The sequence below is a fragment of the Streptomyces sp. NPDC006235 genome (assembly GCF_040613735.1).
Taxonomy (GTDB): Bacteria; Actinomycetota; Actinomycetes; order Streptomycetales; family Streptomycetaceae; genus Streptomyces.
Map to the genome: position 1 here is coordinate 1 of NZ_JBEXSR010000038.1, position 26,565 is coordinate 26,565.

The window sequence follows — 26,565 nt, forward strand, 5'->3', positions numbered from 1 at the left end:
GACCATGCCCGGCCGGCCGAGCGCGACGACGACCATGCCCGGCCGGCCGAGCGCGACGACGACCATGCCCGGCCGGCCGAGCGCGACGACGACCACGTCCGACCGGCCGAGCCCGACGACGACCTCACCCCCCTGGAACGGGCTTTCCTCGCCGCTTCGCTCGCCGCCCGGGACGCCGAGCGGGAGGGCGAGAGCCGTGCCGCGCGGCGGACGCGTTTTCTCGCTGTCGGGCTGTCCGTGGTCCTCGTGCTGGCGCTCGCCGCCGGCCTGGTCGCCTGGCAGCGTGACCGGGTGAGTGAGGAAGAGGCCGCAAAGGCCACCGCCCGCCGCCTGGCCACCGTGGCCGATAGCCTCCGGTCCACCGATCCGCGCACGGCCGCCCTGCTCGGGGCCGCCGCGTGGCAGACGGCCCCGCTCACCGAGTCCCGCTCGGCGCTGCTCGGTGCTCTGGCGCAACCGGAACGCGACGCCTTCACCGACCCCCGGGTCGGCAGAGACGTCCGGCGCTTCCTCACCGACGGCGGCCGGACCCTGCTCAGCGTCGACGACGGCACGGTGACCGTCCGGAACGTGGCCGACCACAAGGTCACCGCCACCCACCACCTGCCGAGCGGTACGGACGTGGCCGCTGCCGGTCCCGACTCCCGCTTCCTCGACGTCACGGGGCCGGACGGGGACGAGGAACTGTGGAATCTTCCCCGGGGCAGGTCCGCAGCCGATCTGGGCGATGTGTCGTTGCAGGGCAGCGCGGACGACGGGAGCGCGTACCTCACCGGTTCCCTGGACGGGCCGGGCCCGGTCCGGCTGCACCGGGCGAACGACGGCAGGGTTGTTTTCAGCACCGGCATTCCGCGCCCCCTCTCCTCGGGGGCCGTCGGCCCCGGCGGACGCCTGCTCGCCCTCTGCCCGGCCGACGGGCCGCTCCAGCTGTGGGACGCAGCCGGCGGGAAGCGACTGCCGGGGGACTGGGAGAAGGCCGACAAGACCCTGTGCGGGACCGGCACCGGCGCGGACGGCGGCTCGCGCCTGCTGCGGTTCAGCCAGGACGGCAAGCGGCTGGCCGCCGTCTACGGGACGACGGCCGTGGTGTGGGACGTCGCCAGTGGCCGCACACTCGACGACTTCACCAGTGGCGGTGACGCCGGCTTCACGCAGGCGGGTCTCTCTCCCGACGGGGAGTTCCTGGCCACGGCGGACGACCACGAGCTCGCCGTATGGCGGCTGGCCACCGGCGGCACCCAGGTCTTCCACCGGCCGCTGTCCGGTGCGGACATGAGGGGCCTGACCTGGGACGCGGGCAGCCATCGCCTCCTGCGCTACCTCGACGGAGCCACGGTCCACACCCTCGACCTGACCGACCGCCTCGCCCCGCGGTGGCAGAGCACGCCGGCCGACGGGAGCCTGCTCAGCCCGGACGGCGCCGCCCTGGCCACCGTCACCCGGTCCGGCGGCGGCTACCGCTTCGAGCTGCGTTCCACGCGCACCGGCACCGTCCGCGCCCAGGCCGCGCTCGGCCCGCTGTCGAACCTGTCCGACGAGGAAACCCCGCTGCTGGCGTTCAGCCCGGACGGCCGTGCGCTGGCGGTCGCCGACACAGTGTCGTCGCACGGTTCGCTGCGGCTGCGCTTCACGGTGTGGGACGTGGCCGGGCACCGGGTGCGTGCGGTCCTCGACACCTCCGGCGCGGCGGACCGCCCGGCCACCGCCCTCGCCCTGGGGCCCGGCGGCCGCACGCTGCTGGCCGTCCGCGACGCTGCCGGCAGCTCCGCGACGGAGGTCTGGGACACCCGGACCCATCGGCGGTCGCGGGCCATGCCCGGTCCGTCCGGCGCGGCGCTGGCGGTACGGCCGGACGGAAGTCTGCTCGTGGGTTCCGACGACCAGTACGCCGATCCGGTGTCCGGGAAGGTCACCGGGCGGGCGCTCGCCGACGGCCGTGAGGTCACCGCGCTGGCCTTCAGCCCCGACGGCTCCCGGCTCGCCGTCGGTGACACCACCGGGCACGTCACGCTGTGGGACGACGGCCTCCGGCACCGCGCGGGCGCCCTGACCGGCACCTCCGACACGGTCTCCGAGGGCGAGCCGGAGGCGGTGGACGCGCTCGCCTTCTCCTCCGACGGAAGGACGCTGGCCGTGGGCGGCGCGAACGGGACCCTGCGGTTGTGGGACACCGAGGGCCGGCAGCTCCTCGGGTCGGACCTGCCCACGCCCGGCGACGAGATCCGGTCCCTCGCCTTCGCCGAGGACGGCGGCACCGTGTACGCGAGCGGCCCGTACGTGCCGCTCCAGCGTTTCCCCGTCGCCCCGGACCAGGCCGTCCGGAGCATCTGCGCCCGTACCGGTGGCGGACTGACCGAGGCGCAGTGGCACACCTACGTCCCTGACGCGCCGTACGAGCCCGTCTGTGGGGCTTGATTTTTTTTCACAGGCCCTTCCGGGTCGCTGAAAAACGCCTCTGACCTGCACGCTCCATGACCAGAACGACCGCGGCGTCCCGTCGGCGGTGCCCGCGAATCCCCTCAGTCAGGTTCTGGTCACACTCATGCGCATTTACCCCTTGGTCCCCTCCCTTCTGCTGCTCGGCACCCTCTCCTTCACGGCGGCCTGCTCGTCCGGACCGGGCGGACCGTCCGGGTCCGCGGGCGCTGCCTCCGCGCAGCCCGGCCCCGCCCCCGGTCCCTCACCCGTCCGCGGCGTCGACCCGTCGAAGATCAAGGGCCTGGAGATCGTCAACGACAGCAGCGAGGACAAGTCCTGCCCCTTCGCGACGAGCTATCCCGACGTGCCCGGCGCCGACGCGATGACGGCGGCGATGAAGACGCACGTGGAGCGGCGCCTGGCCGCCTTCCGCTCGGACTCGGCGATCTGCCAGGACGGCACGGGCGACGCGGAGAGCGGCGAGCTCAACATCAGTCACCAGTTCCTGGTCGCCTCCGGCGACGTCCTCGGCGTCCGGCTCAGCACCCAGGACCCCGGCAGCGCCGGGTCCGGGCAGTCGGCGACGACGTACTGGTACGACGGCAAGGCCGGCGCGTACCGAACGGCCCTCGGACTCGTCGCCGACGGCTCCCGCGACGCCTTCCTCGGCGCCTTGAAGGACCGGCTCAAGGGACGCGAAGGCGTGGACGCCGCCTCCCTGGACGACACGTTCTCCGACCCGGCCTCCCGCGCCGGCGCCCTGGACGACATGGCGTTCACCGCCGACGGCGCACTGCGGGTGGCCTTCGACCGCGGCGACGTGGCCGTACCGCCAGCCGGTGCCGTCACGGTGACTCTCCCCAAGGAGACGGTCACCACCTGGCTGTCCGCGTTCGGGAAGCGCGCCCAGGAGCAGACGGTGACGCCCAGCGGCTCGCTCGACCTGGGCGCGACGCACGTCCCCCCGCAGGCCGTCCCCACCCACACCGCTCCCGGAGACGACGACACCGACTGCAAGAAGGTCCGGTGCGTCGCGCTGACCTTCGACGACGGACCGGCAGCGCCGGAGACCGCGACCCTGGTGACCTACCTGGCGCGGTACAAGGCGCGCGCCACCTTCTTCACCGTCGGCCAGAACGTCGCCGCCCACCCGGGCCTGGTCCGCGCCGCCGCCCGCGCCGGGAATGAGATCGGCAACCACTCCTGGAACCACCCCGACCTCACCAAGCTCGCCCGCGGGCAGGTCGTCTCCCAGCTCAACCGCACCAGCGCCGCCATCGAGGCCGCCACCGGCAGGGCCCCCACCCTCTTCCGCCCGCCCTACGGTGCCGTCGACCGCCGCGTCCGGGCCGCCACCCGTCTCTCCCCGGTGCTGTGGGACGTGGACACCGAGGACTGGAAGTACCGCGACGCCGACAAGGTCGCGCGGACCGTCATCGACAAGGTGCGGCGCAACGACGTCGTCCTGATGCACGACATCCACCCCACGTCGGTCGCCGCGGTCCCGCAGATCCTGCGCACCCTGACCGCCCGCGGCTACCACTTCGTGACCGTCAGCCATCTGCGCGCCACCCTCTGAACCGCCAGTACGGCCCTGACGGCCTCGCATTGCGGGTCGTCCAGACCGCGGCGGAGACTGAAAGCAAACGGCGGCATCCCGGAAGGGCCAGGGGCGATGGGTGACTATGTGGAGCTCCCCGGCGTCAGGACGTGGTACGAGACCGACGGCGCCGGTGACCCGTTGCTCCTTCTCCACGGCGGCCTCTGCACGAACGAGACGTGGCAGGCGCAGCGGCCCGATCTCGCGGCGAACTTCCGTGTGCTGCTTCCCGAGCGCCGTGGGCACGGGCACACGCCCGATGTCGACGGGCCGCTCTCCTACCAGGACATGGCCGACGACACCGTCGCGTTCATCGAAAGGGTCGTCGGCGGTCCCGCCCATCTCGTCGGGTGGAGCGACGGCGGGGTCATCGCCCTGCTCGTCGCCATCGCCCGCCCCGACCTGGTCCGGAAGGTCGTAGCCATCGGGGCCAACTTCCTGCCGGGCCCGGAGAGTGGTGCGGCACCGGAGACGCTCGACCAGATTGCGCCCGACGCACCCGACCTGACCATGTTCCGCGAGGCGTACGAAGCCGTGTCGCCCGACGGTGCCGCCCACTGGCCGGTCGTGGTGGGCAAGCTGGCCGCCATGTTCCGCACCGAACCGAACATCCGCACCGAGGACCTGGCTCGTATCACGGCGCCCACGCTCGTCCTGGTCGGGGACGACGACCTGATGACCCTCGAACACACGATCGCCCTGTATCGCGCGATCCCCGGCTCCCAACTGGCCGTCGTGCCGGGAACGTCGCACGCGCTGCTCATGGAGAAGCCCAGCGAGGTCAACCGCATCATTCTCGACTTCCTCACCCAGGAGCCGATCCAGACGATGCTTCCCCTACGGCGTTCCCCGGCGGCAACCACTGGGGGCAGCGGGGCCACCGCGGGCACCGGGGGCGGCACTCCGGTGGACGCTACTCGTCGGAGAGCGTGAGGTCGGGGACCCGCCAGGCCGCCAGCGCGAAGGCCGCCAGGGACACCGCGGCGCCCACGAGGAAGACCAGGCGCATCGAGGTGACGTAGCCCTCCAGGAACGGCAGTGCCGTGCCCGGGTCGAGGGTGCGCAGGAAGGCGGAGTCCTCCAGATCGACGCCGCCGCCGGGCCGGAGGACGCCCGACAGGGCGTGCGCGGTGTCGGGTCGGCTCAGAAGATGCCGGTAGGCCGGGTCGCTGCGGGCCTCGGCCAGTCGCTCGGCGATGCTGCCGGCCGCCGTGGTGAACAGGATCGACAGGAACGCCGCGGTGCCGACCGTGCCGCCGTTGGAGCGGAAGAAGTTGACGGACGCCGTCGCCGCGCCCATGTCCGTACGGGGCACCTCGCTCTGCGCCAGCGTGGTCAGCGTCTGCATCGACGCGCCGAGTCCCGCGCCCATCAGGGCCATGCCGAGCGCCGGGTGCCACAGCGGGCTGTCCACGCGCAGCGTGGCGAACACGAGCATCGCGGCGGTGAACGAGCCGATACCGGCTACGAGATGGAGCTTGAACCGGCCGGTCCGGGAGATCATCCGGCCCGTCAGCAGCGTCACCGCAAGGTTCGCGGCGACCGTGGGCAGGGTGGCCAGGCCCGCCTCGATGGGGCTCATGCCGCGCACGAGCTGGAGATAGAGCGGCACCGTCGTCATCGCGCCGAACATGCCGATGCCGACGACGAAGTGCAGCCCGACGCCCAGCCGGAAGGTCCGGATGCGGAACAGGCGCGGCGGCAGCAGCGCGGCGTCGCCCGACCGCCGCTCCACCGCGATGAACACCGCGAGCCCTGCCCCGCCGATCGCGTACATCAGCAGGGCCCGGGGCGAGTCCCACCCCCAGACGCGGCCCTGCTCGGCGACCGTCAGCAGCGGCACCAGGCCCACGGCCAGGGCGAGCGCCCCGGCGTAGTCGAGCCGGTGCCGCACCCGCCGGTGCGGGAAGCGCAGCACGCGCATGATCGCCACCGCGGCCGCGGCGGCGAGCGGCACGTTGATCAGGAAGATCCACCGCCAGCCCGCTGTGCCGAGCAGCTCGGCCCGGTCCGCGAACGCCCCGCCCACCAGCGGCCCGACGATGCTGGCGCCGCCGAACACGGCCATGAAGTAGCCCTGGTAGCGGCCCCTTTCACGCGGGGTGGTGATGTCGGCGACGATCGTCATCGCCAGCGACATCAACCCGCCGCCGCCGAGACCCTGTACGGCGCGGAACGCCGCGAGTTCGTAGATCGACGTGGCACCTCCGCACAGCAGCGAGCCGACGGTGAACAAGGCGATCGCGGCGAGGTAGACGGGCCTGCGGCCGTGGATGTCGGAGAGCTTGCCGTAGAGCGGCGTCGCGATGGTGGCGGTGATGAGATACGCCGTGGTCACCCACGCCTGGGCGGTCAGCCCGTGCAGATCGTCGGCGATGGTCCGCAGCGCGGAGGAGACCACCGTCTGGTCCAGTGCCCCCAGGAACATGCCGAGCACCAGCCCGGACATGACGGTGGTGATCTGCCGGTGACTGAGCCGCGGGGGCATGTCCCCGGCCGCGCCCTGTTGATGGGTGTCGGAGAAGGTCACGTGTCGTCCTCGGGGTGGGGCGGGTAGGGCGCGCGGGCGCGGACCACCCCGGGGTTCCGGAGCGGCCCGCGCCGGGGCTGGGGAGAGGCGGCGGGCCGACTTTGCGGAGCCCGGCCGGACTGCCTGCCTCGTCAGGGAGGCGGGCAGGAGCTGCCGGGGCGGCAGGCAGGCGTCGCCGGGGCTGCCGGCAGGCGTCACCGGGGCGGCCGGCAGGTATTGCCGGGGCGGCCCGCAGGCGTTGCCGGCGTGGCTAGCCTGTGAGGCCGGCCAGGTCGTCGACCGCCTGCTCGACATCCGGCAGTGTCAGCATCGCCAGCTGGGCCGCGCGGGCCCGCGCCCGGGGCCCGGGATCGGCGAGGAGCTTGCGGCACACCTCGGCGATGCCGGCCGCGCTGCGGTCCGCGATGCGCCGGCCCAGGCCCAGCTCCTCCACGCGCTCCGCGTTGGCGGGCTGGTCCCCGAAGTGCGGCAGGACCGCCAGCGGCGTGCCCGTGCGCATGGCCTCACGGATGCTGTTGAAGCCGCCGTGGGTGATGAACAGGTCGACCGCCTCCAGCAGCAGCGGTTGCGGCACCCGCTCGGCGACGCGGACGTGCCCGGGCAGGCCCTCGGTGTCCACCGCCAGTCCGGACGTCGACACGACCACCGTGCAGTCGTCCAGCTCGGCCGCCGCCCTCACGATCGCGCCCAGGCTCTCGCGGGCGTCCGGCAGCTTCACGGGCAGAGGCGTCTGCCCGTCCTCCATGCGCGCCCGCATCTTCGGCAGGGCGGTACCGATCGCGGCGTACACCAGCGGCCGGTCCGTGGGCAGTGCGGCGGCCCACTCCGGCAGCACCGTGCCGTGCTCGACGTCCACCGTCTGCCGGTACGCCCACGTCCTGGGCAGGTGCCGGGCGAAGGAGAAGGCGGGCGGCGCGTAGTCGACGCGGCCGTGCGGCACGAGGGACAGCGGGTCGTCCCGTACGGGCAGTCCCAGCTCCTCCCGCCGCTCGTTGAGCTGCGGCAGCACCTCGGCGGGATCGAGGACGTTGCTGAACCCGGAAGGCGTCGGCAACTGCGGCACGCCGAGCAATTCGGCGGTGAGCACCGCGCCCATGTCCATACCGTCCCGCAGGATCACATCGGGCCCGAACTCCCGGGCGAGAGGGAGCAGGACGTCCAGGTGCGGCTTGATCCCCGGCCCGGCCACGTTGCGCATCAGCAGCCGTGCCAGCGCGTCGGTCGGCTCGGTCAGGTCGGGGGTGTCGCCGAGCTCGGCGAGGTAGGGGCCCATCGCGGCGAGCGGGTCGAACTCCGGTAAAGCGGCGGTCACTTGTACGTCGTCGTCACGGAAGACGGGGACCAGGGCCTCGGTGGTGACCACCAGCACCTGATGCCCGGCTCTGGCGAGGGCGCGCAGCAGGGGCAGCTGAGCGCGCCCGTGGGAGGGACTGCCGAGCGTGGTGCACAAAACCCGCATGGGTGAGCCTTTCTCTCGGATTTCTTCTGGGACTTGTCTTCTCGCGCTTGTCTTCGTCCGCGGAGGCGGGGAGGAAGACGTCACGCCACCCGCGCCGGTGCCTGCGCCCGCCCGAGGCCCTGCCAGTTCAGCCCGGCCCGCGCGAGCCGGTCCGCGTCCAGCAGGTTGCGGAAGTCGTGGACCTCCCGGCCGGACATCCGCGCGGCGATCGCCGCCCAGTCGAGGTCGCGCAGCTCGGGCCACTCGGTGAGGACGAGGCAGGCAGCCGCTCCCTCCGCCGCCCGCACCGGGTCGTCGACGAGGTCCACGAGATCGCTGAGGTCGGGCCGCTCCTCGCGCAACGCCGGGTCGTACGCCGTGAGTTCGGCGCCGCGCTCGCGCAACAGCCGGGCGACGCAGAGCGCGGGCGAGTCGCGCAGGTCGGAGGTGCCGGCCTTGAAGGTCAGGCCGTACAGGGCGAGTCGTACCCCCTGGAGCGAACCGTCCGCGCCGTGTCCGCAGGCGGCGGCGACCCGGTCGACGAGCTGCCGCTGATGGGTGACGTTGGTCTCGATGGTGGCGCGCAGCAGGGGGAAGTCGACCCCGGCCAGCTCACACACGGTCAGCAGGGCGTGGGTGTCCTTGGGCAGGCAGGAGCCGCCCCAGCCGGGCCCGGGCCGCAGGAACGCGGAGCCGATGCGCGGGTCCCGGCCGATGCCCTCGGTGACATCGTTGATGTCGGCGCCGAAGCGGTCGCAGACCGTGGCCAGGTTGTTGGCGAAGGACAGCTTCATCGCCAGGAAGAAGTTCGCCGCGTACTTGGTCAGTTCGGCACTGGCGGGGTCGGTGAGTACCAGCGGAGCGTCCAGCCCGGCGTACAGGTCGGCCACGCGCCGGGCGGCGTCCCGGTCCGCGGCGCCGATGACGATCCGGTCGGGGTGCAGGAAGTCCTGGACGGCGCGGCCCTCGCGCAGGAACTCCGGGTTGCTCACCATGGCCACGTCGTCCCGGCCGAGCAGCGCGGCGACGCGCTCGCACGTTCCGACCGGCACGGTCGACTTGTTGACGACGACGCAGCCGGGCGGCAGGACGTCGCGGATCTGTGCGGCGACGGCCTCCACGGCGGCGAGATCGGCGGCGCCGCCCGCCCCCATGGGCGTGGGCAGGCACAGGAGCACGACCGCGGCCTCGGCGACGGCGGCGGCGGTGTCGCCGGTGAAGTCGAGCCGGGCCGCGTCCAGGGCGTCCCGGACGGTCTCGGGCAGACCGGGCTCCAGGATGTCCACCCGGGCCTCGCGCAGTCGCTCGACCTTGAGCGGGTCGGCGTCCGCGCACACCACGGAATGCCCGAGGGAGGCCAGGCAGGCGCCTGTTGTCAGTCCGACGTAGCCGGTGCCGATCACGGTGACGCGTCGAGCAGGCACAGAGGATCACCTTTTCCGGTCGGTGGGGGTGCCCGCGTGCGACGGTCCGAGGGCGCGTGAGGGCGCGCTCGATCGCGTCGTACGGGCGGACCTGGAAGGGCCGACTCCGTCGTGCGGCCCGGGCAAGCGAGGACTCAAGTCATCAATCGTTGACCTGAGTCAGGTATCGCACGCGGCGAGAACGTAAGTCAACGATTGATGACATCGGTCGGTGACTTTGAGACAGGCGCCGCAGACTGGACCATGGGCGGATGGCCAGAGGGCCGTGGACCACGGAGGTGCGGTACGTGACCGGAGTACACAACGGCGAGGCGGCCGAGGCGGTGGCCCGCCGGCCCGCCCGTAAACGTTCGGCTTCGGCGACGCGCACCGCGCTGCGGGCCGCGGCGGCCTTCCGCTTCGGCAAGTACGGCTACGAGGGCACGAGCGTGCGCGACATCGCGGGCGACGTGGGTGTGGACGCCGCCCTCGTCTATCGCTACTTCGGCTCGAAAGAAGCGCTGTTCAACGACGTTTCGGGGACGGGCAAGATATTCGAGCCGCTGCTGGACGAACCGGTCGAGGCGATCCCCGACTGGTTCTGCGCGCTGCTCATGGGGCCGCCGAGCGAGGGAGACTTCCCACACCCGGTGCTGTCCGTGCTGCGCTCTTCCGGCCGGGACGAGGCGGTGGCACGGCTGCGGGCCGACTTCACGGACGTGTTCTCCCACCGGCTGGCCGCCCGCCTCGACGGCCCCGACGCCGACCTGAGGGCGGAACTCCTGGCGGCCTGGATGCTCGGAACCAGCCTGATGCGCACGGAGATACGCCCGCCTGCCCTGGCGTCGGCGCCGGACGCCACACTGGAGCGCTATCTGCGCGCGGGCATCGAGGTCCTGCTGGGTCCGGCACCCGAAGGCGACGACGTGCCGACCGGGGACGAGGAACGCGCCGCCGGTTGCGACTAACGCGAGGGGGCGGCACGGTGACGGCCCGTCGGGCAGCGGGTCAGTCGTGTGGCGCTCCAGCCGCCGGCCAGTGCTGGGGCCACATCGCTCGCTGCGGATGCATGTGTCTGCCAGGCCCGGAAATGAACCGATTCAAAAGGTAACGAAAGTCGCAGGGTCCGGCGGGGCGCGAGAGTGGGGGAGAGCGTCACGCCGCGGGGACGGACAGTCCGGCCACGGCGACCGCTGTCGGGCGGCATCACGCCGATGGTGCAGTTCTGCCCGCGCAGGCCCCGGGCGCCCGCGTGCGGCCGGTAGTCCAGCTCGTCGATCGCCCGGCGCACCTCGGCGCGCATCGCCGGGCTGGCGCCGTAGGTGGCGCGCGGCACCTTGGGCGCAGCGGTGGTGGACACCTGGGCGTGTTTGCCCCTTGGGGAAACGGGTGCCGCCGAGTGTACGCCGGGCCTCTTGACGTCACTCCGGCCGCTCCCTAGGGTCTGGCCACACGCCTTTGGGAAACGTTACCCAAAACAGCGATTCTGAATCGATTCAGACAGGCGGGAGCCGACTGTGCCCGATGTCCCCAGCGGAGCGCTGAGCCGTAGACAGGTGGTCGGCACCGTGGCCGGACTGGCCGTGCCCGCCCTCTCCGGGCTGCCCGTACCAGCGGCTCACGCCGCTGAGGCGCCACGGAAGGGGAGCGAGGGTCACCGGCCTCGCCGTCGACATCCACCGCCGCCAACCCTCGCCCGGTCGGCGGGCTCACCCGCGCCGAGGGCAGCTACCGCACGCCGTACGGCGTGGTGTCCGCGCGGTGGTCCCGCGAGAACGGCACCTTCCGGCTCGATGCCGAGCTCCCGCCCAGCACCACGGCGGAGGTGCGGCTGCCTGGCGGTGCCCGGCACCTCGTCGGCTCGGGGACGCACACGTTCACCAGCCGCGATCTCCCGGCCGATGACCGGACAACCGAAAGGAATCAGAGGTGAGGCATGAAGGGCACAGTGCGGCCGGAACCGGCCGGGAGGCGGGCGAGGGGAATCCTCCCCGCGCGCGCAGCACGGAGGTGCGTCGTCGCACCGTCCTCGCCGCGACGGCCGGTGTCATGTCGGTAGGGGCCGGGGCCGCTGGAGGCGGCACGAGCGCGGCGGCGGAGCCGGCCCGCGCTCCGGAAGGCGCCGCGGTGTGGGGGCTGACCGTCGAACACCGCACCAACCCCCTCGGCATGGACGCGAACAGGCCGCGCTTCGGATGGCGCATGCGGTCGGCGACCCGCGGCCGGAGCCAAGGGGCGTACCGGATCCTCGTGGCGAGCTCCCCGGACAAGCTCTCCACCGCCCGCGCGGACCTCTGGGACAGCGGACGCGTCCGCTCCGCCGACTCCGTGGCCGTCCGCTACGACGGCGAGCCGCTCAGCTCCTCGACGCGTTACCACTGGACCGTCACCGTCTGGGACACCGAGGACCGTCCGGTCGGGGTCGCCGCCCCGGCCACCTTCGAGACCGGCCTGATGAGCACCGACGGCGTGACCGGATGGGACGGCGCGCAGTGGATCGGGATGCAGGGGAAGGCCCCCGGCTCGGCCGGCGCTCCCATGCTGCGCAAAGAGACACCCCTCGATGCCGATGGCCGGCGGCAGGTGCGCGAGGCACGGCTGTACGTGTCTGCCCTCGGCGTCTACGACGCCCACGTCAACGGGGAGCACGTCACCGTGCCGCAGGACGGCGGCACCACGATCGAGCTGCTGCCCCCGGGCTGGACCAACTACGACAAGCGCGTCACCTACCTGACGTACGACGTCACCGACCTCGTGACGCGGCAGCGGACCGTCGCCCTCGCCTTCGTCCTGGGCAACGGCTGGTACAACGGCCGTGTCTCCGAGGGCAGCACGTACTACTCGAAGGACGGCAACGCCCTGGCCGTGAAGGCCAAGCTCCTCGTCCGCTACACCGACGGCACGGCGCAGACGGTCGTCACCGAGCCGGACGGCGGCTGGAAGGCCACGGACACCGGCCCGTACCGGGCCGACGACATCTACGACGGCCAGACCTACGACGCCCGCAGGGAACTGCCCGGCTGGACGGCGCCCGCATTCGACGACAGCGCGTGGGCGGACGTGGAACGCGTCGCGTTCGACGACAGGTACCCGGAGGCGCGGCTCCTCGCCTACCCGGCCGAGACGGCACGCCTGATGCCGCGGGGGGACCGGCGGCCGCGGTCGATCACCGTCGCGACGGGAGTGACCGGCCAGGACGGCAGTCCCAACGGCAAGGGGCGCATCGTCGTGGATCCCGCCCGGACGGTGACCGACCCGGAGCGCGCGGCCTCCGCCGCCGTCACCATCGGCAGCGGCGAGACGGCGATCTTCGACCTCGGCCAGAACATGGTCGGCGTCGCCCACTACGGCCTGCGCGGCCCGGCCGGCACCCGGGTCGAGTTCAGGTTCGGCGAGATGCTCAACGACGAAAGCGCCGGCGCGGACGGCCCCGAGGGCTCCGTCTACCGGGCCAATCTCCGCAGCGCCAAGGCCACCAGCACCTACATCCTCAAAGGCGACCGGCACGGCGAGACGCACCAGGACGCCCTGACCTTCTACGGCTTCCGCTACGTCTCCGTCACCGCGGCCGACACCGTCACGATCACCGGTCTGACCGGCAAGGTCGCCACGTCCGCGATCCGCGAGACCGGCACCCTCACCACCGACGACCCCGACATCAACCGGTTGATGAGCAACATCCGCTGGGGCCAGCGCGGCAACTACCTCTGGGTGCCGACCGACTGCCCGCAGCGCGACGAACGCCTCGGCTGGACCGGCGACACCCAGGTCTTCGCCACGACCGGGCTGTTCAACGCCGACGCGGGTGCCTTCCTCGGCCACTTCCAGACCACCGTCGTCGACTCCCAGGCCGTCTACGGCACGGACGGAGCGCAGTTCACCGGCGTGGCCCCCGGCGGCCGGTACAACTTCCCCGGCGGCGGCAGCGGCTGGGCGGACTGCGGGGTGATCCTCCCGTGGACCGTCTGGCAGATGACCGGCGACGCGAGCATCGTCGAGGACAACTGGCCCGCGATGACCCGCTACCTGGACTGGATCCACGAGGAGACCGGCGACGCCCACACAGGGCAGGGCTCCCTCACCGGCGACTGGCTGGCACCGCAGAAGACCAGCGCCCAGCTCATGAGCGACGTCTACTACGGCTACTCCGCGCGGCTGATGGCCCAGATGGCCCGGGCGATCGGCCGGACTGCGGAGGCGGAGGAGTACCAGCGCCTCTTCGGGCGGATCAGGCAGGCCTTCATCAGTACGTACCTGGACACCTCGGACGGCCGGGTCACGGTGAAGTCCAGCCTGGGCGACGCCTCCCCGATCGAGCCGGGCGCCGACCCCGACCAGAAGACGGAGGACAACAGCCAGACAGCACTGCTGTGGGTCCTCAAGCTCGGCTTCTACGAGACACAGGCACAACGCCGGGCCTTGCTCGGGCACTTGGCCGACAACATCGGCAACGACGCGGCCTACAAGGCGGCGAACCCGGACAGCAGCCGGGTCCGGTACGCCGAGAACACCCTGTCCGTCGGTTTCCTCGGGGTCAACGTCCTCGCCCCCGTCCTCACCGACGAGGGCCGCGCCGACCTGGCGTACGCACTGCTGCACCAGGACGCCCTGCCGTCCTGGCTGTACTCGGTGCGCAACGGCGCCACCACGGTCTGGGAGCGCTGGAACTCCTACTCCGACGACGCCGGCTTCGGCCCGGTCAGCATGAACTCCTTCAACCACTACGCCTACGGCGCGATCATGGAGTGGATGTACACGCACATGGCCGGCATCACCCCCGACCCGGACAGCCCGGGATTCCGGCACTTCCTGCTCCGGCCGCACCTCGATCCCACGGGAAGGATCACGCGGGTGTCGGGCTCGTACGAGTCGCCGTACGGCGAGATCAGGAGTGCCTGGGAAGTCGTCGAGGCGGGCCGGACCCTGGTGTACGACGCCGTCGTGCCCGCCAACAGCGAGGCCACCCTGCGTCTTCCGGCGACCTCCGCCGACACCGTCCGCGAGGGACGCACGCCGCTGGCCCGGGTGCACGGGGTGCGTTTTCTCTCCGCCGCGGACGGGGTCTGCTCGTACCGCCTGCCGTCGGGGCGGTACCGGCTGTCCGCCGCGCTGCGCTGACCGGGCCCGCCGGGCGGGCAGCACGGCGGGGTCACCTCACGGGGAAGTGATCCGGGTGTTCATCCGCCGCATCCAGTCCCCGTCGGTGTGCCACATGGGGTGGTGGGGTGCCGCGTTGGACGTCAGGACGACGCCGTGGAAACCCGCCGCGAGGCAGCACGTCGCCGACACGGCCGAGGGCACGATTTTCCGCTGCCGGGTCGATCCCGTCTCGGGCGGCCTCATCGGCGGCCCGGATACCTTCGCCCGCCTGCGCGAGGGCGAAGGAAGCCCCGACGGAATGACCGTCGACGGGGAGTTGCTGTCTGTGGGGCGCCGGCGCGGTCCGCCGGTACCACGCCGACGGCCGCCTGCTCCACACCTTGGCCGTGCCGGCCCCGCACCCGACGTCGGTCTGCCTGCACCCCGACGACAACGGCCTCCTCGTCACCACTGCCCGGTACGGCGTGAAGAACCCGGACGCGACCTCCGGTGCGGTACTCAGTGTCCCCGTACCGGTCAAGGGCACGGCGGCGTGTTCCTGGCGAGGCTGAACACGGCATCCGCCACTACGCGGAGCCTGCCCCGGCTTCCGTGAACTGGTTGGTGTCGAAGAGCCGGTTGATGTGGCCGCCGAGCTCGGACCAGTGCCGGCCGGAGAGTTCGGCCGCGGCGCGGGCGTCGCCGCCGGCGCAGACGGTGATGAGTTCGTCGTGGTGCTCGATGGTGTTGCGGCCACCGAGGAGGCCGGAGAACTTCCGGTAGAGGATGCGGTGGATCTGCGGGTGGAGCTGCTCGACGATCCGGCTGAGGACGGGGTTGTCCGCCGCCGCGATGGGGACGGCGTGGAAACGGTCGTCGGCGGCCAGAGCGGCGTCGGTGTCGTTGGCCGCGACGGCCCGTTCGAAGTCCCGGTTGGCCTCGCGCATCCGCTGAAGATCCTGTTCGGTCATGGCGGGCACGGCCGTCTCGACGGCGAGCTGGTCCAGGGAGCGCAGCACAGCCAGGGTCTTCTCGACGTCGCGGCGGTTGAGGGTGGTGATGCGTGTGTAGACGCCGGGCTTCGCCTCGACCAGGCCGATGTCCGCGAGCCGGGCGAGCGCCTCGCGCACCGGTGTGCGGCTGAGACCGAGGCGCTCGGCGAGTTCACCGTCCTTGACCTTTTCCCCGGGGGCGAGTTCTCCGCGCACGATGGAGTCGCGCAGGCGGTGGAAGACCTCGTCGCTGAGGAGGCGGCGGGAGACAGGACTGTCCAGTGACATATTGCGTACAGTACATCGGCTAGGCAGCCTCTCCGGCTGTGGTTCCGTTTCTGACCCGGCGGACGAGTGCCTGGGCCAGGATCAGCGCCGGGTCGACGAGGGGGACGTCCACGGCGTCGGCGGGCAGGCCGAGGGGGATCTCGGTGCAGCCCGCGATCACCGCCTGGGCGCCCTGTTCGACCAGGCGCCGCGCGGCGCGGTCCAGGGCAGCGGCCGCGCCGTCCCGGTCACCGGCCTTCACCGCACGGATGCCGGCCATCACCTCACGGTCCTGGCTGCCGTCGTCGGGCAGTACGAGGCGGATCCCGAAGCGGTCCAGCCACTCCTGGTACAGGCCCGCGCGCAGGGTGCCGGTGGTGGCGAGCAGTCCGGCGGTGTGGATGCGCGGGCTCACGGTGGTGAGGTGCCGGGCCACTTCGCCGATCATGTGGACGATGGGCAGGCCGACATGGTGGGCGATGCGCGGGACGAAGGCGTGCGCGGTGTTGCAGGGGATGGCGATGACGGTGGCGCCGGCCTCGCGCAGGACGCGGCTGCCGTCGAGGAGCCAGGGCGTGGGATCGGGGCCGTCGCCGAGCAGGGCGTCGGTGCGGTCGGGGATCGTGGGGTCCGACCAGATGACCGTACGGAGGTGGTCCTGGTCGCTGCTGCCCGGAGTCATCGACACCAGCTTGGCGTAGAAGTCGGCGGTGGCCGCCGGCCCCATGCCGCCCAGGATGCCGATGATCTCCGAAATGGGGGTGGTCACTGGGCGGGTTCCTTCTCGAAGGACGGGGCGTCGGCCTCGGCCGGCCCGGCGGAGGTGTCATGCCCGCCGCGTTTCACCTCACGCCGCTTCTCGGAGCTGTCGACGACGGCGGCGGCGAGCGAATTGCCGATGACGTTCACGCCGGTGCGGGCCATGTCGACGATGAAGTCCACGCCGAGGAGCAGGGCGATGCCCTCGGCGGGCAGCCCGACGGAGTTGCCGGCGGCGATGAGGACGACGATGGACGCGGAGGCGACCCCGGCCATGCCCTTGGAGAGGATCACCAGCACGCCGACCATGAGGAGCAGGGCGGGCAGGGACGTGTCGGCGCCGTAGGCGTTGGCGAGGAAGACCAGGGCGGCGGCCTGGTAGAGGACGGAGCCGTCGGTGTTGAAGGAGTAGCCGAGGGGGACGACGAACGAGGTCGTCGAGCGGTTGAGGCCGAACGCCTCGAGCTTGCCCATGAGCGGTGCCAGGACGGACTCGGAGCTGCGGGTGACGAAGGCGATCCCGGCCAGCCCGGCGATCGACTTCATCAGCTCGACGTAGCGGATGCGGTAGAGCGCGGCGATGAGCGGGAACAGCACGCCGACGACGATGGCCAGGCCGGCGTAGACCACGGCGATGAACCCCAGCAGGCTGCGGAGGTTGCCGAAGCCGTAGTGGGCGACGTCGTAGGAGATGAAGCCGAGCACGCCCAGCGGCGCGATGCGGATGACGTAGCCGACGACCTTGAACATCACCGCGGCGACGGACTCCAGGACGGAGGCGAAGGGCTCGGACTTCTCCCCGATCGCGGCCATGGCCACGCCGACGAGGAGGGCGAAGACGATCGCGCCGAGCAGGTTGCCCTCGCTGAACGCGGCGAAGATGTTCTTCGGTACGGCGTGCAGGAGCAGTTCGTGGAAGTCGATGCCCTGGCTCATGCCGTCCAGGTCCTTGGCGTCGGCCCCGTGCACGGGAGCGCCCTTGCCGATGCCCGTGAGCTTGGCCAGGCCCACGGCGATCAGCAGGATGACGGTGGTGACGATCTCGAAGTAGAGGATGGCCTTGCCGGCGATCCGGCCGACCTTCTTGACCGACTCCATGCGGGCGATGCCCAGCACGATGAGCGGGAAGACCAGCGGCAGGACCACGACCTGCACCAGGTTCAGGAACACCTCCCCGAGGATCTTCATCTGCTCGCCGGCCGTCGGGGCGAGGGTTCCGATCAGGGCGCCGAGGCCGACGGCGATGACCGACTGGACTCCGATCGGCATCCGCAGACAGCGCCGCCAGAAACCCGAGGGCCGGGTCGCTGGAGTGTCCGTGCTGGTGGGGTGAGGGTGAACGCGATTCATGATGCTCCTGCCATGCAATATATTGCGTTCTGCGTGTTGGCCGGTAACACTGAGGGCGGAAGCGGTGACCTGTCAAGGGGCCCGCAAGGACGAGGAGCATCGGATGACGCCGACCACACGCGTGGAACACGACCTGGTGGGGGACAAGGAGGTGCCGGCCGACGCCTACTACGGCGTGCATACGGTGCGGGCGGTGGAGAACTTCGCGATCACCGGGTCGACCATCGCGCAGTTCCCCGACCTGATCACCTCACTGGCCGCCGTCAAGCAGGCGGCTGCCCGGGCCAACCGCGACCTGCGCCTGCTGCCGCCGGACATCGCCCGGGCGATCATCCGGGCCTGCGAGGAGATCGGCTCCGGCCGGCTGCGCGAGCAGTTCGTCGTCGACCCCGTGCAGGGCGGGGCCGGCACCTCGACGAACATGAACGCCAACGAGGTCATCGCCAACCGGGCCCTGGAGATCCTCGGCCACCCCCGCGGCCGCTACGACGTGATCCACCCGCTCGATCACGTCAACCTCGGCCAGAGCACCAACGACGTCTACCCCACCGCCGTACGTCTGGCCCTGGTCGCCTCACTGCGCCGGCTCGGCGCCTCCCTGGGTGCGCTGGCCACGGCCTTCACCGCCAAGGCGACGGAGTTCGGCGACGTCCTGAAGATGGGCCGCACCCAGCTCCAGGACGCCGTCCCCATGACCCTCGGCCAGGAATTCACCACCTACGCCGTCATGATCGAGGAGGATCGCCAGCGCCTGAACGAGGCCGCCGCCCTCCTGCTTGAGTCCAACCTCGGCGGCACCGCGATCGGCACCGGCATCAACGGCCATCCCCGCTACGCCGAACTCGCCTGCCGCCACCTCGCCGACATCAGCGGCGAACTCGTCCGGCCCGCGGGCGACTTCATCGAGGCCACCCAGGACTGCGGCGCGTTCGTCCAGCTCTCCGGCGTCCTCAAGCGCGTCGCGGTGAAACTCTCCAAGACGTGCAACGACCTGCGCCTGATGTCCTCCGGTCCCACCGCCGGCCTCGGCGAGATCAACCTGCCGCCCGTGCAAGCCGGTTCGTCCATCATGCCCGGCAAGGTCAACCCGGTGATCCCCGAAGTCGTCAACCAGGTCGCGTTCGAGGTCATCGGCAACGACCTCACCGTCACCATGGCCGCCGAAGCCGGGCAGCTCCAGCTCAACGCCTTCGAACCCGTCATCGCCTACAGCCTGCTGCGCTCCCTGACCCACCTGCGCGCCGCCTGCGACACGCTCGCCACCCGCTGCGTCCCCGGCATCACCGCCAACCGCGAACACCTCCACGCCACGGTCCACCGCTCCATCGGCCTGGTGACCGCGCTCGCCCCGCACATCGGCTACGCCGCCTCCACCGCCCTGGCCCGCCAGGCCCTCGCCACGGGACGCGGCATCAAGGAGCTGGCCACGGAGGCGGGTCTGCTCACGACGGAGCAGCTGGACACGATCCTGCGCCCGGAGAACCTGACCGGCCGGACACCGCTGCCGGAGGTTCTGACCATGCTCTGAGGGAGGAACGGGACGGGATGACCCGATCGCTAGAGTGGCCGGTATGAGTCCTGGCGCCCAGCAGTCCGACGGTTCCGCCGCCCAGCCGCTGCGCAAGGACGCCGAGCGCAACCGGGAGCGGATCATCGCCGCCGCGCGCTCGGTGTTCGCGCGGGACGGACTGAGCGCCTCCATGGCGTCGGTGGCCCGTGAGGCGGGCGTGGGGATCGCCACCATGTTCCGCCGTTTTCCGACGAAGGAGGCGCTGGTCGACGCCGTCTTCTCCGACCGCATGGACGCTTACGCCGACGCGGTCGCGGCCGCCCTGGACGACCCCGACCCCTGGAACGGTTTCGTCGGTTACGTCGAGGCGGCCTGTGCGATGCAGGCCGCCGACTACGGCTTCGCCGACGTCCTGACCACGACCTTCCCCACCGCCAAGGCCCTGGAGCAGCGCCGCGACGAGGCGTACGAGGCCATGCTGCGCCTCATCGACCGTGCCAAGGCCGCCGGCCGGCTTCGCGAGGACTCCGACCCCTCGGACCTGGTGCTGATCCACATGGCCAACGCGGGTGTCGTCAACGCCACGAGCGACGCCGCCCCGGATGCCTGGCGGCGTGTGGTCGCCCTGATGATCCAGTCGTTGGAGGCCCCCGCCCGCGGCCCCCTGCCCGACCCACCCGAGCACGACGCCCTCTACAAGGCGATGCTCCGCGCCGGCCCGGACGGCCCCACCGCGCCCGCGCCGGACAAGAGCTGACGACCGGGCCGGTCCGCCTACCGCGTGGCGGAGCCCGCCTCCTGAGCGGCGGCCCCATGAGCGGCAGGACGGGCCCTGGCGTCGCACTCGACTGACCGCTACCCCTTCCCGGCCGGCCCGGCCTGCGGGGTGCCGTCGGCCGACGTGACCGTGGTGGCCGTGGTGCGGCCGTCCGGCATGACCCGCAGGACGGGGATCGCCTTGTCCTGGGCGGCGCCGTCGTTGCCGAGGGCGATCCAGCCGCTCGCGCCCGGCAGCGGACCCTCCTGCCGCAGCCGGGCCAGCGTCCGGTGCACGTCGGTGACCGTCGGATCCGGCACCGCGGGAGTCACCCGGACCGCCCGCACCGCGGTGAGCAGGGCGTCGTGCATCATGACGGCCCTGCCGTCCTCCAGGTCGCTGTGCGGGAACACGGCGCCATGAAGGCCGGGGCGCCCACCAGCGCGCCGCTGCGGGTCAGCGCCCGGCTCTGCGCCAGGGAACGGGCGATGCCGAAGTCGATGACCCGTACGCCGTCCTCGGCGAGCAGGACGTCGCGGGCTTCAGATCCCGGTGCACGATGCCCTGCCGGTGGATGTCGCGCAGTGCCTCCGCGAGCTGTCCGGCCAGCCGGACGACGTCGGCCACGGGCAGCGGACCACCGGACCGCACCCGGTCGTCCAGGGAGTCGCCGACGACGTACTGCGTCGCCAGCCACGGCGGATCGCCGTCCGGGTCGGCGTCCAGGACGGACGCCGTGAACGCCCCGCTCACCTTGCGTGCCGCCGCCACCCCGCGCCGGAACCGGGCCCGGAAGTGCGGCTCGTCCGCGTACTCGGGCCGGATCACCTTCAGCGCCACGCGCCGCCCGGCGGCACTGCGCGCGAGGTACACCACCCCCATCCCGCCGGTACCGAGGCGCCGTTCCACGGTGAACTCCCCGATCCGCCGCACCGTGCCAACGTACCGGCGCCGGGAGTCCCGGGTTTCCGCGTTCCGGGCGTACGGCCTCCCTCATCACACCTGTGGGTGACGTGCCGCGCGGCCGCTGACGCGCGGGGCGAGGCGCCGACCGGCTTTCCGGATCGGCGCCTCGCGTTCACCAGGGGCTACTTCGCCGCCATCGGCGTGACGGCGAGCCGGTCGATCACCGGTGCGTACGGGGACCGCTGGTCGTACTGGTTGTAGGTGTCGCCGTTGAAGTCGGGGAGTTCCTCGGCGGTGAAGGTGAGCCGGTTCGTGCCCTTCTTCAGGGTGACCGGGACGGTCAGGTCCCAGAAGTTGTTGAAGTGGAAGGTGGTCGGGAACAGCACCCGGCGGGCCGGTCCGCCGTTGACGGACAGGTCGGCGTGGCGGGCGATCGGGTCGGGGTTGTAGTGGGTGGCGGGTGCCTGCTCGGCGTTGGAGTAACGGATGGTCAGCGCGTGCCGCCCGGCCTTGGCGGCCACCACGTCGACGGTGAGGGCGTTGCCCTTGCCGTCGCCGATGTCCGTGACGGCCTTGCCGTTCGCGGCGAACGGGTAGGCACCGGTGACCTTCGCCGCGCCGGTGAGCGTGCCGTTCTCGGCCTGGTAGACGGTGGGCACCAGGGTGCCTTTCGACGGGGCGACCCGCAGCCGGTCGAGGACCAGGTCGCCCGCCGTACCGGTGACGGTGATCTTGTTGATGCCGCCGGACAGGAACAGCCGGACCGTGTCCGTGCCCTTCCCGGTCCCGCCGGCCAGGGGCAGGTCGAGCTTCTCGCCGTTGAGGGCCAGGCTCGCCCGGCCGCCGCCCAAGTGGTCGACCGACACGGTCGATTCACCGTCGGCGGGGGAGTGGACCCAGAACGTCGCGGAGGCGCCCTTCGGCAGCGGCACGGCACCGGGACCGGAGGCGCCGCGGTGGGTGTAGCCCGGCCTGGTTCCGGAGAGGGTGGCGTACTCGGCCTCGTAGATCGCCGGGGCGGTCACCGTCTCGTCGCGCAGGGACAGGTCGATCTTGTCGATGATCGCGTCACCCTTGGTGACCCCGAGGTCGGGGTCCTGAGCGGCCAGCGTGATCCGGTGCTTGCCCGCGGTGAGCTTCACCGTCGTGTCGGTGTGGCCCCAGACCACCCACTTGTAGCCCAGCGGCAGCCTCAGTTCCTGCGGCTCCTTGCCGTCGACCCGCAGGAAGACGTTGGTCGGGCCCTGCTCCTTCACCAGGTCGTACAGGTTGTAGGAGTTGGCGAAGACGCTCAGGTCGTACGTGCCGTCCTGCGGGACCTCGACGTCGAAGGCGAGGACCCCGTCGGAGCCGGTGCGCAGACCGCCCACGTTGTAGGCGCCCGACGTGGCGAACTTGCCGACGTCGGAGGGCGTGCCCTCGGGGCCGTTCTTGGAATAACCCCTGCCGGTGTAGGTGGCGTTCTCCGCCTCGTACGTCTTGCGCCAGCTGACCGAAGGCGCGGCCGGCGTCGCGCCGTTGCCGCCGGGGGAGAGGATGACCTGGTAGGCGGACATCTCGTTCATGCCGGTCATCGGCAGCGTCACCGAGCCGTCCGCGCCGACCGGCAGCTCCTGGTCCGCGAGCCGCGCCGGCTGGGCGGAGTCGCCGACCTGGCCGGTCCAGGGGATCTCCTGGACGGTGGCGCGCACGGTCTTCCCGAACAGCTTCGGGTCGATGTGGTCGAAGACGATGTCGGCGTCGCCGCTCTTGCCGCCGAAGAGGGCCCGGGACTGCCTCTTGTCCTTGTCGAGGGTCGCCACGCCCTGGAGGGTGTACTGCTGGTTGGGGTGCGGGGCGGTCACCTCGACCGTGTGGCCGGACATCTGCCCGTAGGCGTTGAACAGCCACCACTGGCCGTTGCCCTTGTTGGCCTCCACGGCGGAGTCGTTGAGGTTGCCGTCGATGTTCCAGTACGCCAGGTCGGCGTCGATCTTCGACTCCTCGATGGCGGAGACCCACTGGACGACCTGGCCGGGCACGGACAGGTGGTAGTTGTGCCCGTACTCGTTGACGTTGACCGGCAGCGGGCCGACGCCGACGTCCTTCTCCATCTGGCGGTACTTCGCCACGCTGGTGCGGACCGCGGCGGGCGACGACAGCTCGTGCCAGGTCATCACGTCCGGCACCACGTCGTTGGTCTTGGCGTACTGCAGGAAGCCCTTGACCTGGTCGTAGAGGACGCTGGTGTTGGGGCCGGCGATGCGGGCGTCCGGGTCGAGGTCCTTGATGAGGTGGTAGACCTCCTTCCAGGCCGCGAAGTAGTGCTGCGGGTCGTTCAGCCAGGAGACCTTGTTGTAGCTCCACTCGCCGGTCCCGAACATGTTGCCTTCGGGCTCGTTGAAGGGCACGTAGACGACGTGGTCCTTGTACTCGCCCATGGTCAGGACCTGCTGGACCTGCTTCTTGATCTTCGCCTTGAAGTCCGCGAGCCGCTCGGGGCCGCTCGCGCCCGGCCACTGGTACGGGAAGCCGCGGTAGATGTCGGTCATGTAGACGTAGACGTCCTTGCCGCCCGAGTCCACGAACGGCGGCAGCATCTCCAGCGCGTCCGCTCCCGGGTGCTGCGGACCGTCCTGCGCCTTCGTCGACACCGTGCGCAGGTGCATGCCCTCGATGAGGTTGCGGCTCGGCACGCCGTCGCCGTACACGCCGTACAGCGAGCCGGCGGCGCCGCCGTGGAAGGCGCCGGTGTCGGTGGCGAGGTCGATGACGAGCCGTTCCCGCTCCACGGCCCCGGCGGTGCCCGCGGACGGGCCGGCCAGGAGCGTGGCGAGGGCGGCCGTCGCGACGGCTCCGGCCACAGTCGTTCTGCTTTGTCGCACTGAGGTCTCCGTGGGTTCCGTACTGCTTCGGACGCTGAATCGGACACTGAAGGAGTCGAACCGGTTCGACTCATCCGTGGGACCGCCACCCGTCGAACCGGTTCGCAGGAAGCTAGCACCGGCGAAATCCCCCAGCAATACCCCCGTCGCAGCCCAAGAAGTGCTGTGCGGGGTGTTGACAGCCGCCCGGGCAGTTCCTAGCTTCACTTCACGCGAACCGGTTCGACACTCGCCGGCTCGACAGTCACCGCTTCGGCAGTCCATGCGAGGAGTCCCCGTGAACATCGGTGAGATCGCCCGGCGGGCCGGTGTCTCGCGGAGCACCGTGTCCTACGCGCTGAGCGGCAAGCGTCCGGTGTCGGACGAGACCCGCCGGAAGATCCAGGACGTCATCGACGAACTGGGCTACCGGCCCAACGCCAGCGCACGCGCCCTGGCCAACGGCCGGACCAGCACGATCGGCCTGGTCTTCCCGCCCGCCGGGAACCACTACACCGGCATGCAGCTGGACTTCCTCGGCAGTGTCGTCGAAGCCGCCGCGGCCCACGACTACGACGTGCTGCTGTCCCCGAGCGGCGTGGACAGCGACCGCTCGTTCCAGCGGCTGCTGGGGGAGCGGCGGGTCGACGGCGCGATCCTGATGGAGATCCGGCTGGAGGACGACCGGGTCGACCACCTGGCCGCCCTGGACTTCCCGGCCGTCGCCATCGGCCGCACCGCGCACCCGGAGAGGGGCTGGTGGGTGGGCCTGGACCACACCGCACTGGCGGCGGCCTGCGTGCACCACCTCGCGGACCTCGGTCATCGCCGGGTCGCCTTCGTCAACCGGCCGGAGCAGCTCCTGCGGGCGGGGTACGAGTCCGCGCACCGGGGGCTGGACGGCTTCACCAAGGCGGCGGCCGAGCGCGGGCTGACGGTGCGGACGTACTGCTGCGGGGACGACGCCGCGTCCGGTCAGGCCTGCCTGGAACAGATCCTGCACGACGATCCGGCGACGACGGCCCTGGTCACGCTGAACGAGGCTGCCCTGGGCGGCCTCTACCGAGGGCTCTCCCAGGCCGGCCGTCACGTGCCGCGGGACTTCTCCGTCACCGGAGTCGTCGCCGGCCGGTGGGCGGAGACGGTGACCCCGCAGCTCACGGCGGCGGACGTACCGGCCGAGGAGATGGGCCGCCGCGCCGTCGACCTCCTCATCGAACGGCTCGACCACCCCGGCGCGCCGCCGCGACACCACCTTCTGGCACCGCCCATCTCGCTGCGGGCGAGCACCGGTCCCGCCGGCGGTACGCCCGCCTGATCCTCGATCCCTCCTCGCACCCCCGCCCGACTCTCGATCGCTCCTCGCACTCTCCTCACCTCACCCGGCACCACGCCGCCCCCCGGCGTACCCGCACACCCTCGTCACCCCGCCCACCGCACCCGTATGCCAAGAACGAAGGACCCGCCATGCACAGCTCCTCCAGACGGCGCCTCGCGGCCGTGGCCCTGTCGACCGTCGTCGCCGTCGTCGGCACCGCCTGTTCCTCCGGCGCGGGCAGCACCGACGCCAAGGACGCCGACAGCGGCACGTACACGATCTGGGACCCGTACCCGCAGTTCGCCAAGGGCTCGGCCTGGACGAAGCTGCTCGACAAGTGCGGCAGCCAGGCCGGCGTGAAGGTCCAGCGGACCGGCTTCGACACCAGCGACCTGGCCAACAAGACACTGCTCGCGGCCCAGCAGGGCAACTCCCCGGACGTCCTGATCGTCGACAATCCGGTCGTCTCGACCCTGGCCGAGGCGGGCGTGCTCACCACGACCGACGAGAACAAGCTGGACACCTCCAAGGTGGACCCCAACCTGCTCGCGGCCGGCCAGTCGGGCGGCAAGACGTACGGCACCCCCATCGGCGCCAACACCCTCGCCCTCTACTACAACAAGAAGGTGCTGAAGGAAGCCGGGGTGGACATCGCCTCGGTCAAGGACTGGAAGTCGCTGACGGCGGCGCTGCAGAAGGTCAAGAAGGCGGGCAAGAAGGGCATCACCTTCTCGGCGATCGGCACCGAGGAGGGCAGCTTCCAGTTCCTGCCCTGGTTCTGGGGCGCGGGCGCCGAACTGACCGAACTCGACTCCGCCCGGGCCGTGTCCGCACTGTCACTGTGGAAGGACTGGCTGAAGCAGGGCTACGCCCCCAACTCGGTCATCAACAACACGCAGACGACCAGCTGGCAGGAGTTCGCCGGCGGCGACTACGCCTTCGCCGAGAACGGCACCTGGCAGCTCGCGAACGCCGAGAAGGCCGGCTTCGACTACGGCGTCCTGCCGATCCCGGGCTCCGGCGGGGGCCCGGCCGCCGCCCCGACCGGCGGCGAGTTCGTCACCCTCCCGGTCCAGGAGGACACCGGCCGGTACACCACCTCGCAGAAGCTGGCGACCTGCCTGACCAGCACCCAGAACCTGTACGACACCGACACCACCCTGTCCTACGTGGCCCCCACCGGCGAGGTCCAGGGCAAGCAGGTGGCGGCGAACCCCGCACTGAAGCCGTGGGTCGACGCGGTCAAGTCGGCCAAGGGACGCACCAGCGGCGACCTCGGCACCAAGTACCCCAAGATCTCGGAGCAGTTGTGGAAGGCGGTCCAGTCCGCCCTCAGCGGGTCCAAGTCGCCCGAGGACGCGCTGACGTCGGCGCAGGCCGCGGTCAAGTGACATG

At 71.6% G+C, this 26,565-nt stretch carries 20 protein-coding genes and 2 pseudogenes; 11 read left to right on the forward strand and 11 right to left on the reverse strand.

All coding sequences use genetic code 11. The features are described 5' to 3' along the window. The 3 genes from ABZ192_RS32790 to ABZ192_RS32800 all read left to right on the forward strand — a co-directional run. The coding region (locus tag ABZ192_RS32790; protein ID WP_356928105.1) for a WD40 repeat domain-containing protein at window positions 1–2,415 on the forward strand (2,415 nt) is incomplete at its 5' end. Between the two features lie 127 nt (window positions 2,416–2,542). After that, window positions 2,543–3,997, forward strand: a complete 1,455-nt coding sequence (locus tag ABZ192_RS32795; RefSeq protein ID WP_356928106.1) for a polysaccharide deacetylase family protein — start codon at window positions 2,543–2,545, stop codon at window positions 3,995–3,997. A 96-nt stretch (window positions 3,998–4,093) separates the two neighbouring features. After that, complete coding sequence (locus tag ABZ192_RS32800; protein ID WP_356928107.1) at window positions 4,094–4,951, forward strand: alpha/beta hydrolase; 858 nt, start codon at window positions 4,094–4,096, stop codon at window positions 4,949–4,951. Here ABZ192_RS32800 and ABZ192_RS32805 read toward each other — a convergent pair. From ABZ192_RS32805 to ABZ192_RS32815, 3 genes are all read right to left on the reverse strand, one after another. Then, window positions 4,932–6,548: an MDR family MFS transporter gene (locus tag ABZ192_RS32805; RefSeq protein WP_356928108.1), complete on the reverse strand. Its 1,617-nt coding sequence runs from the start codon at window positions 6,546–6,548 to the stop codon at window positions 4,932–4,934. The genes ABZ192_RS32800 and ABZ192_RS32805 overlap by 20 nt on opposite strands. Before the next feature lie 250 nt (window positions 6,549–6,798). Beyond that, window positions 6,799–8,007: a glycosyltransferase gene (locus ABZ192_RS32810; RefSeq protein ID WP_356928109.1), complete on the reverse strand. Its 1,209-nt coding sequence runs from the start codon at window positions 8,005–8,007 to the stop codon at window positions 6,799–6,801. Window positions 8,008–8,087: 80 nt separating this feature from the next. Next, window positions 8,088–9,410, reverse strand: a complete 1,323-nt coding sequence (locus ABZ192_RS32815; protein WP_356928110.1) for a UDP-glucose/GDP-mannose dehydrogenase family protein — start codon at window positions 9,408–9,410, stop codon at window positions 8,088–8,090. A 287-nt stretch (window positions 9,411–9,697) separates the two neighbouring features. On the opposite strand from ABZ192_RS32815, the gene ABZ192_RS32820 reads away from it, so the two are divergent. Next, window positions 9,698–10,357 carry a TetR family transcriptional regulator gene (locus ABZ192_RS32820; protein WP_356928111.1) on the forward strand — a complete coding sequence of 220 codons (660 nt, stop codon included), beginning with the start codon at window positions 9,698–9,700 and terminating at the stop codon, window positions 10,355–10,357. A 227-nt stretch (window positions 10,358–10,584) separates the two neighbouring features. On the opposite strand, the pseudogene ABZ192_RS32825 reads toward ABZ192_RS32820, so the two are convergent. Then, window positions 10,585–10,749 (reverse strand): annotated as a pseudogene (locus tag ABZ192_RS32825) (LacI family transcriptional regulator); the annotation flags it as partial. Between the two features lie 339 nt (window positions 10,750–11,088). Here ABZ192_RS32825 and ABZ192_RS32830 point away from each other — a divergent pair. Together ABZ192_RS32830 and ABZ192_RS32835 are read left to right on the forward strand one after the other, a co-directional pair. Then, a pseudogene (locus ABZ192_RS32830) lies at window positions 11,089–11,322 on the forward strand (alpha-L-rhamnosidase C-terminal domain-containing protein); the annotation flags it as partial. 116 nt (window positions 11,323–11,438) lie between these two features. Further along, window positions 11,439–14,507 (forward strand): family 78 glycoside hydrolase catalytic domain, encoded by a 3,069-nt coding sequence (locus tag ABZ192_RS32835; protein WP_356928183.1) that lies wholly within the window; start codon window positions 11,439–11,441, stop codon window positions 14,505–14,507. Between the two features lie 36 nt (window positions 14,508–14,543). Here ABZ192_RS32835 and ABZ192_RS32840 read toward each other — a convergent pair whose 3' ends face one another. Next, window positions 14,544–14,732 (reverse strand): hypothetical protein, encoded by a 189-nt coding sequence (locus ABZ192_RS32840; RefSeq protein ID WP_356928112.1) that lies wholly within the window; start codon window positions 14,730–14,732, stop codon window positions 14,544–14,546. Between the two features lie 125 nt (window positions 14,733–14,857). On the opposite strand from ABZ192_RS32840, the gene ABZ192_RS32845 reads away from it, so the two are divergent. Further along, complete coding sequence (locus ABZ192_RS32845) at window positions 14,858–15,040, forward strand: hypothetical protein (protein ID WP_356928184.1); 183 nt, start codon at window positions 14,858–14,860, stop codon at window positions 15,038–15,040. Window positions 15,041–15,055: 15 nt separating this feature from the next. On the opposite strand, the gene ABZ192_RS32850 is transcribed toward ABZ192_RS32845, so the two are convergent. The 3 genes from ABZ192_RS32850 to ABZ192_RS32860 are packed head-to-tail and all read right to left on the reverse strand — an operon-like array spanning window position 15,056 to window position 17,755. Next, window positions 15,056–15,748: a GntR family transcriptional regulator gene (locus tag ABZ192_RS32850; RefSeq protein ID WP_356928113.1), complete on the reverse strand. Its 693-nt coding sequence runs from the start codon at window positions 15,746–15,748 to the stop codon at window positions 15,056–15,058. A 19-nt stretch (window positions 15,749–15,767) separates the two neighbouring features. Further along, on the reverse strand, window positions 15,768–16,496 hold the full coding sequence (locus ABZ192_RS32855) for an amino acid racemase (protein WP_356928114.1): 729 nt from the start codon (window positions 16,494–16,496) through the stop codon (window positions 15,768–15,770). After that, window positions 16,493–17,755 (reverse strand): dicarboxylate/amino acid:cation symporter, encoded by a 1,263-nt coding sequence (locus tag ABZ192_RS32860; protein ID WP_356928115.1) that lies wholly within the window; start codon window positions 17,753–17,755, stop codon window positions 16,493–16,495. The genes ABZ192_RS32855 and ABZ192_RS32860 overlap by 4 nt, the downstream gene beginning before the upstream one ends. A 184-nt stretch (window positions 17,756–17,939) precedes the next feature. On the opposite strand from ABZ192_RS32860, the gene aspA reads away from it, so the two are divergent. Both aspA and ABZ192_RS32870 read left to right on the forward strand, forming a co-directional pair. Further along, window positions 17,940–19,364, forward strand: coding sequence for an aspartate ammonia-lyase (aspA, locus tag ABZ192_RS32865; protein WP_356928116.1), 1,425 nt, complete (start codon window positions 17,940–17,942; stop codon window positions 19,362–19,364). 43 nt (window positions 19,365–19,407) lie between these two features. Next, window positions 19,408–20,103 (forward strand): helix-turn-helix domain-containing protein, encoded by a 696-nt coding sequence (locus ABZ192_RS32870; RefSeq protein ID WP_356928117.1) that lies wholly within the window; start codon window positions 19,408–19,410, stop codon window positions 20,101–20,103. Window positions 20,104–20,201: 98 nt separating this feature from the next. Here the strand turns inward: ABZ192_RS32870 and ABZ192_RS32875 are convergent, their stop codons facing one another. The 3 genes from ABZ192_RS32875 to ABZ192_RS32885 form a co-directional block, all read right to left on the reverse strand. After that, on the reverse strand, window positions 20,202–20,516 hold the full coding sequence (locus ABZ192_RS32875) for a hypothetical protein (protein WP_356928118.1): 315 nt from the start codon (window positions 20,514–20,516) through the stop codon (window positions 20,202–20,204). Window positions 20,517–20,559: 43 nt separating this feature from the next. Next, a complete protein-coding gene (locus tag ABZ192_RS32880; RefSeq protein WP_356928119.1) occupies window positions 20,560–21,036 on the reverse strand; it encodes a serine/threonine-protein kinase in 477 nt (158 codons plus the stop codon). Between the two features lie 155 nt (window positions 21,037–21,191). Then, window positions 21,192–23,873 (reverse strand): cellulosome protein, encoded by a 2,682-nt coding sequence (locus ABZ192_RS32885; protein ID WP_356928120.1) that lies wholly within the window; start codon window positions 23,871–23,873, stop codon window positions 21,192–21,194. A 277-nt stretch (window positions 23,874–24,150) separates the two neighbouring features. Between ABZ192_RS32885 and ABZ192_RS32890 the strand changes: the two genes are divergently transcribed. Together ABZ192_RS32890 and ABZ192_RS32895 are read left to right on the forward strand one after the other, a co-directional pair. Then, window positions 24,151–25,170, forward strand: coding sequence for a LacI family DNA-binding transcriptional regulator (locus tag ABZ192_RS32890; RefSeq protein ID WP_356928121.1), 1,020 nt, complete (start codon window positions 24,151–24,153; stop codon window positions 25,168–25,170). A 149-nt stretch (window positions 25,171–25,319) separates the two neighbouring features. After that, window positions 25,320–26,561 (forward strand): sugar ABC transporter substrate-binding protein, encoded by a 1,242-nt coding sequence (locus tag ABZ192_RS32895; protein ID WP_356928122.1) that lies wholly within the window; start codon window positions 25,320–25,322, stop codon window positions 26,559–26,561. Window positions 26,562–26,565: the final 4 nt, after the last annotated feature.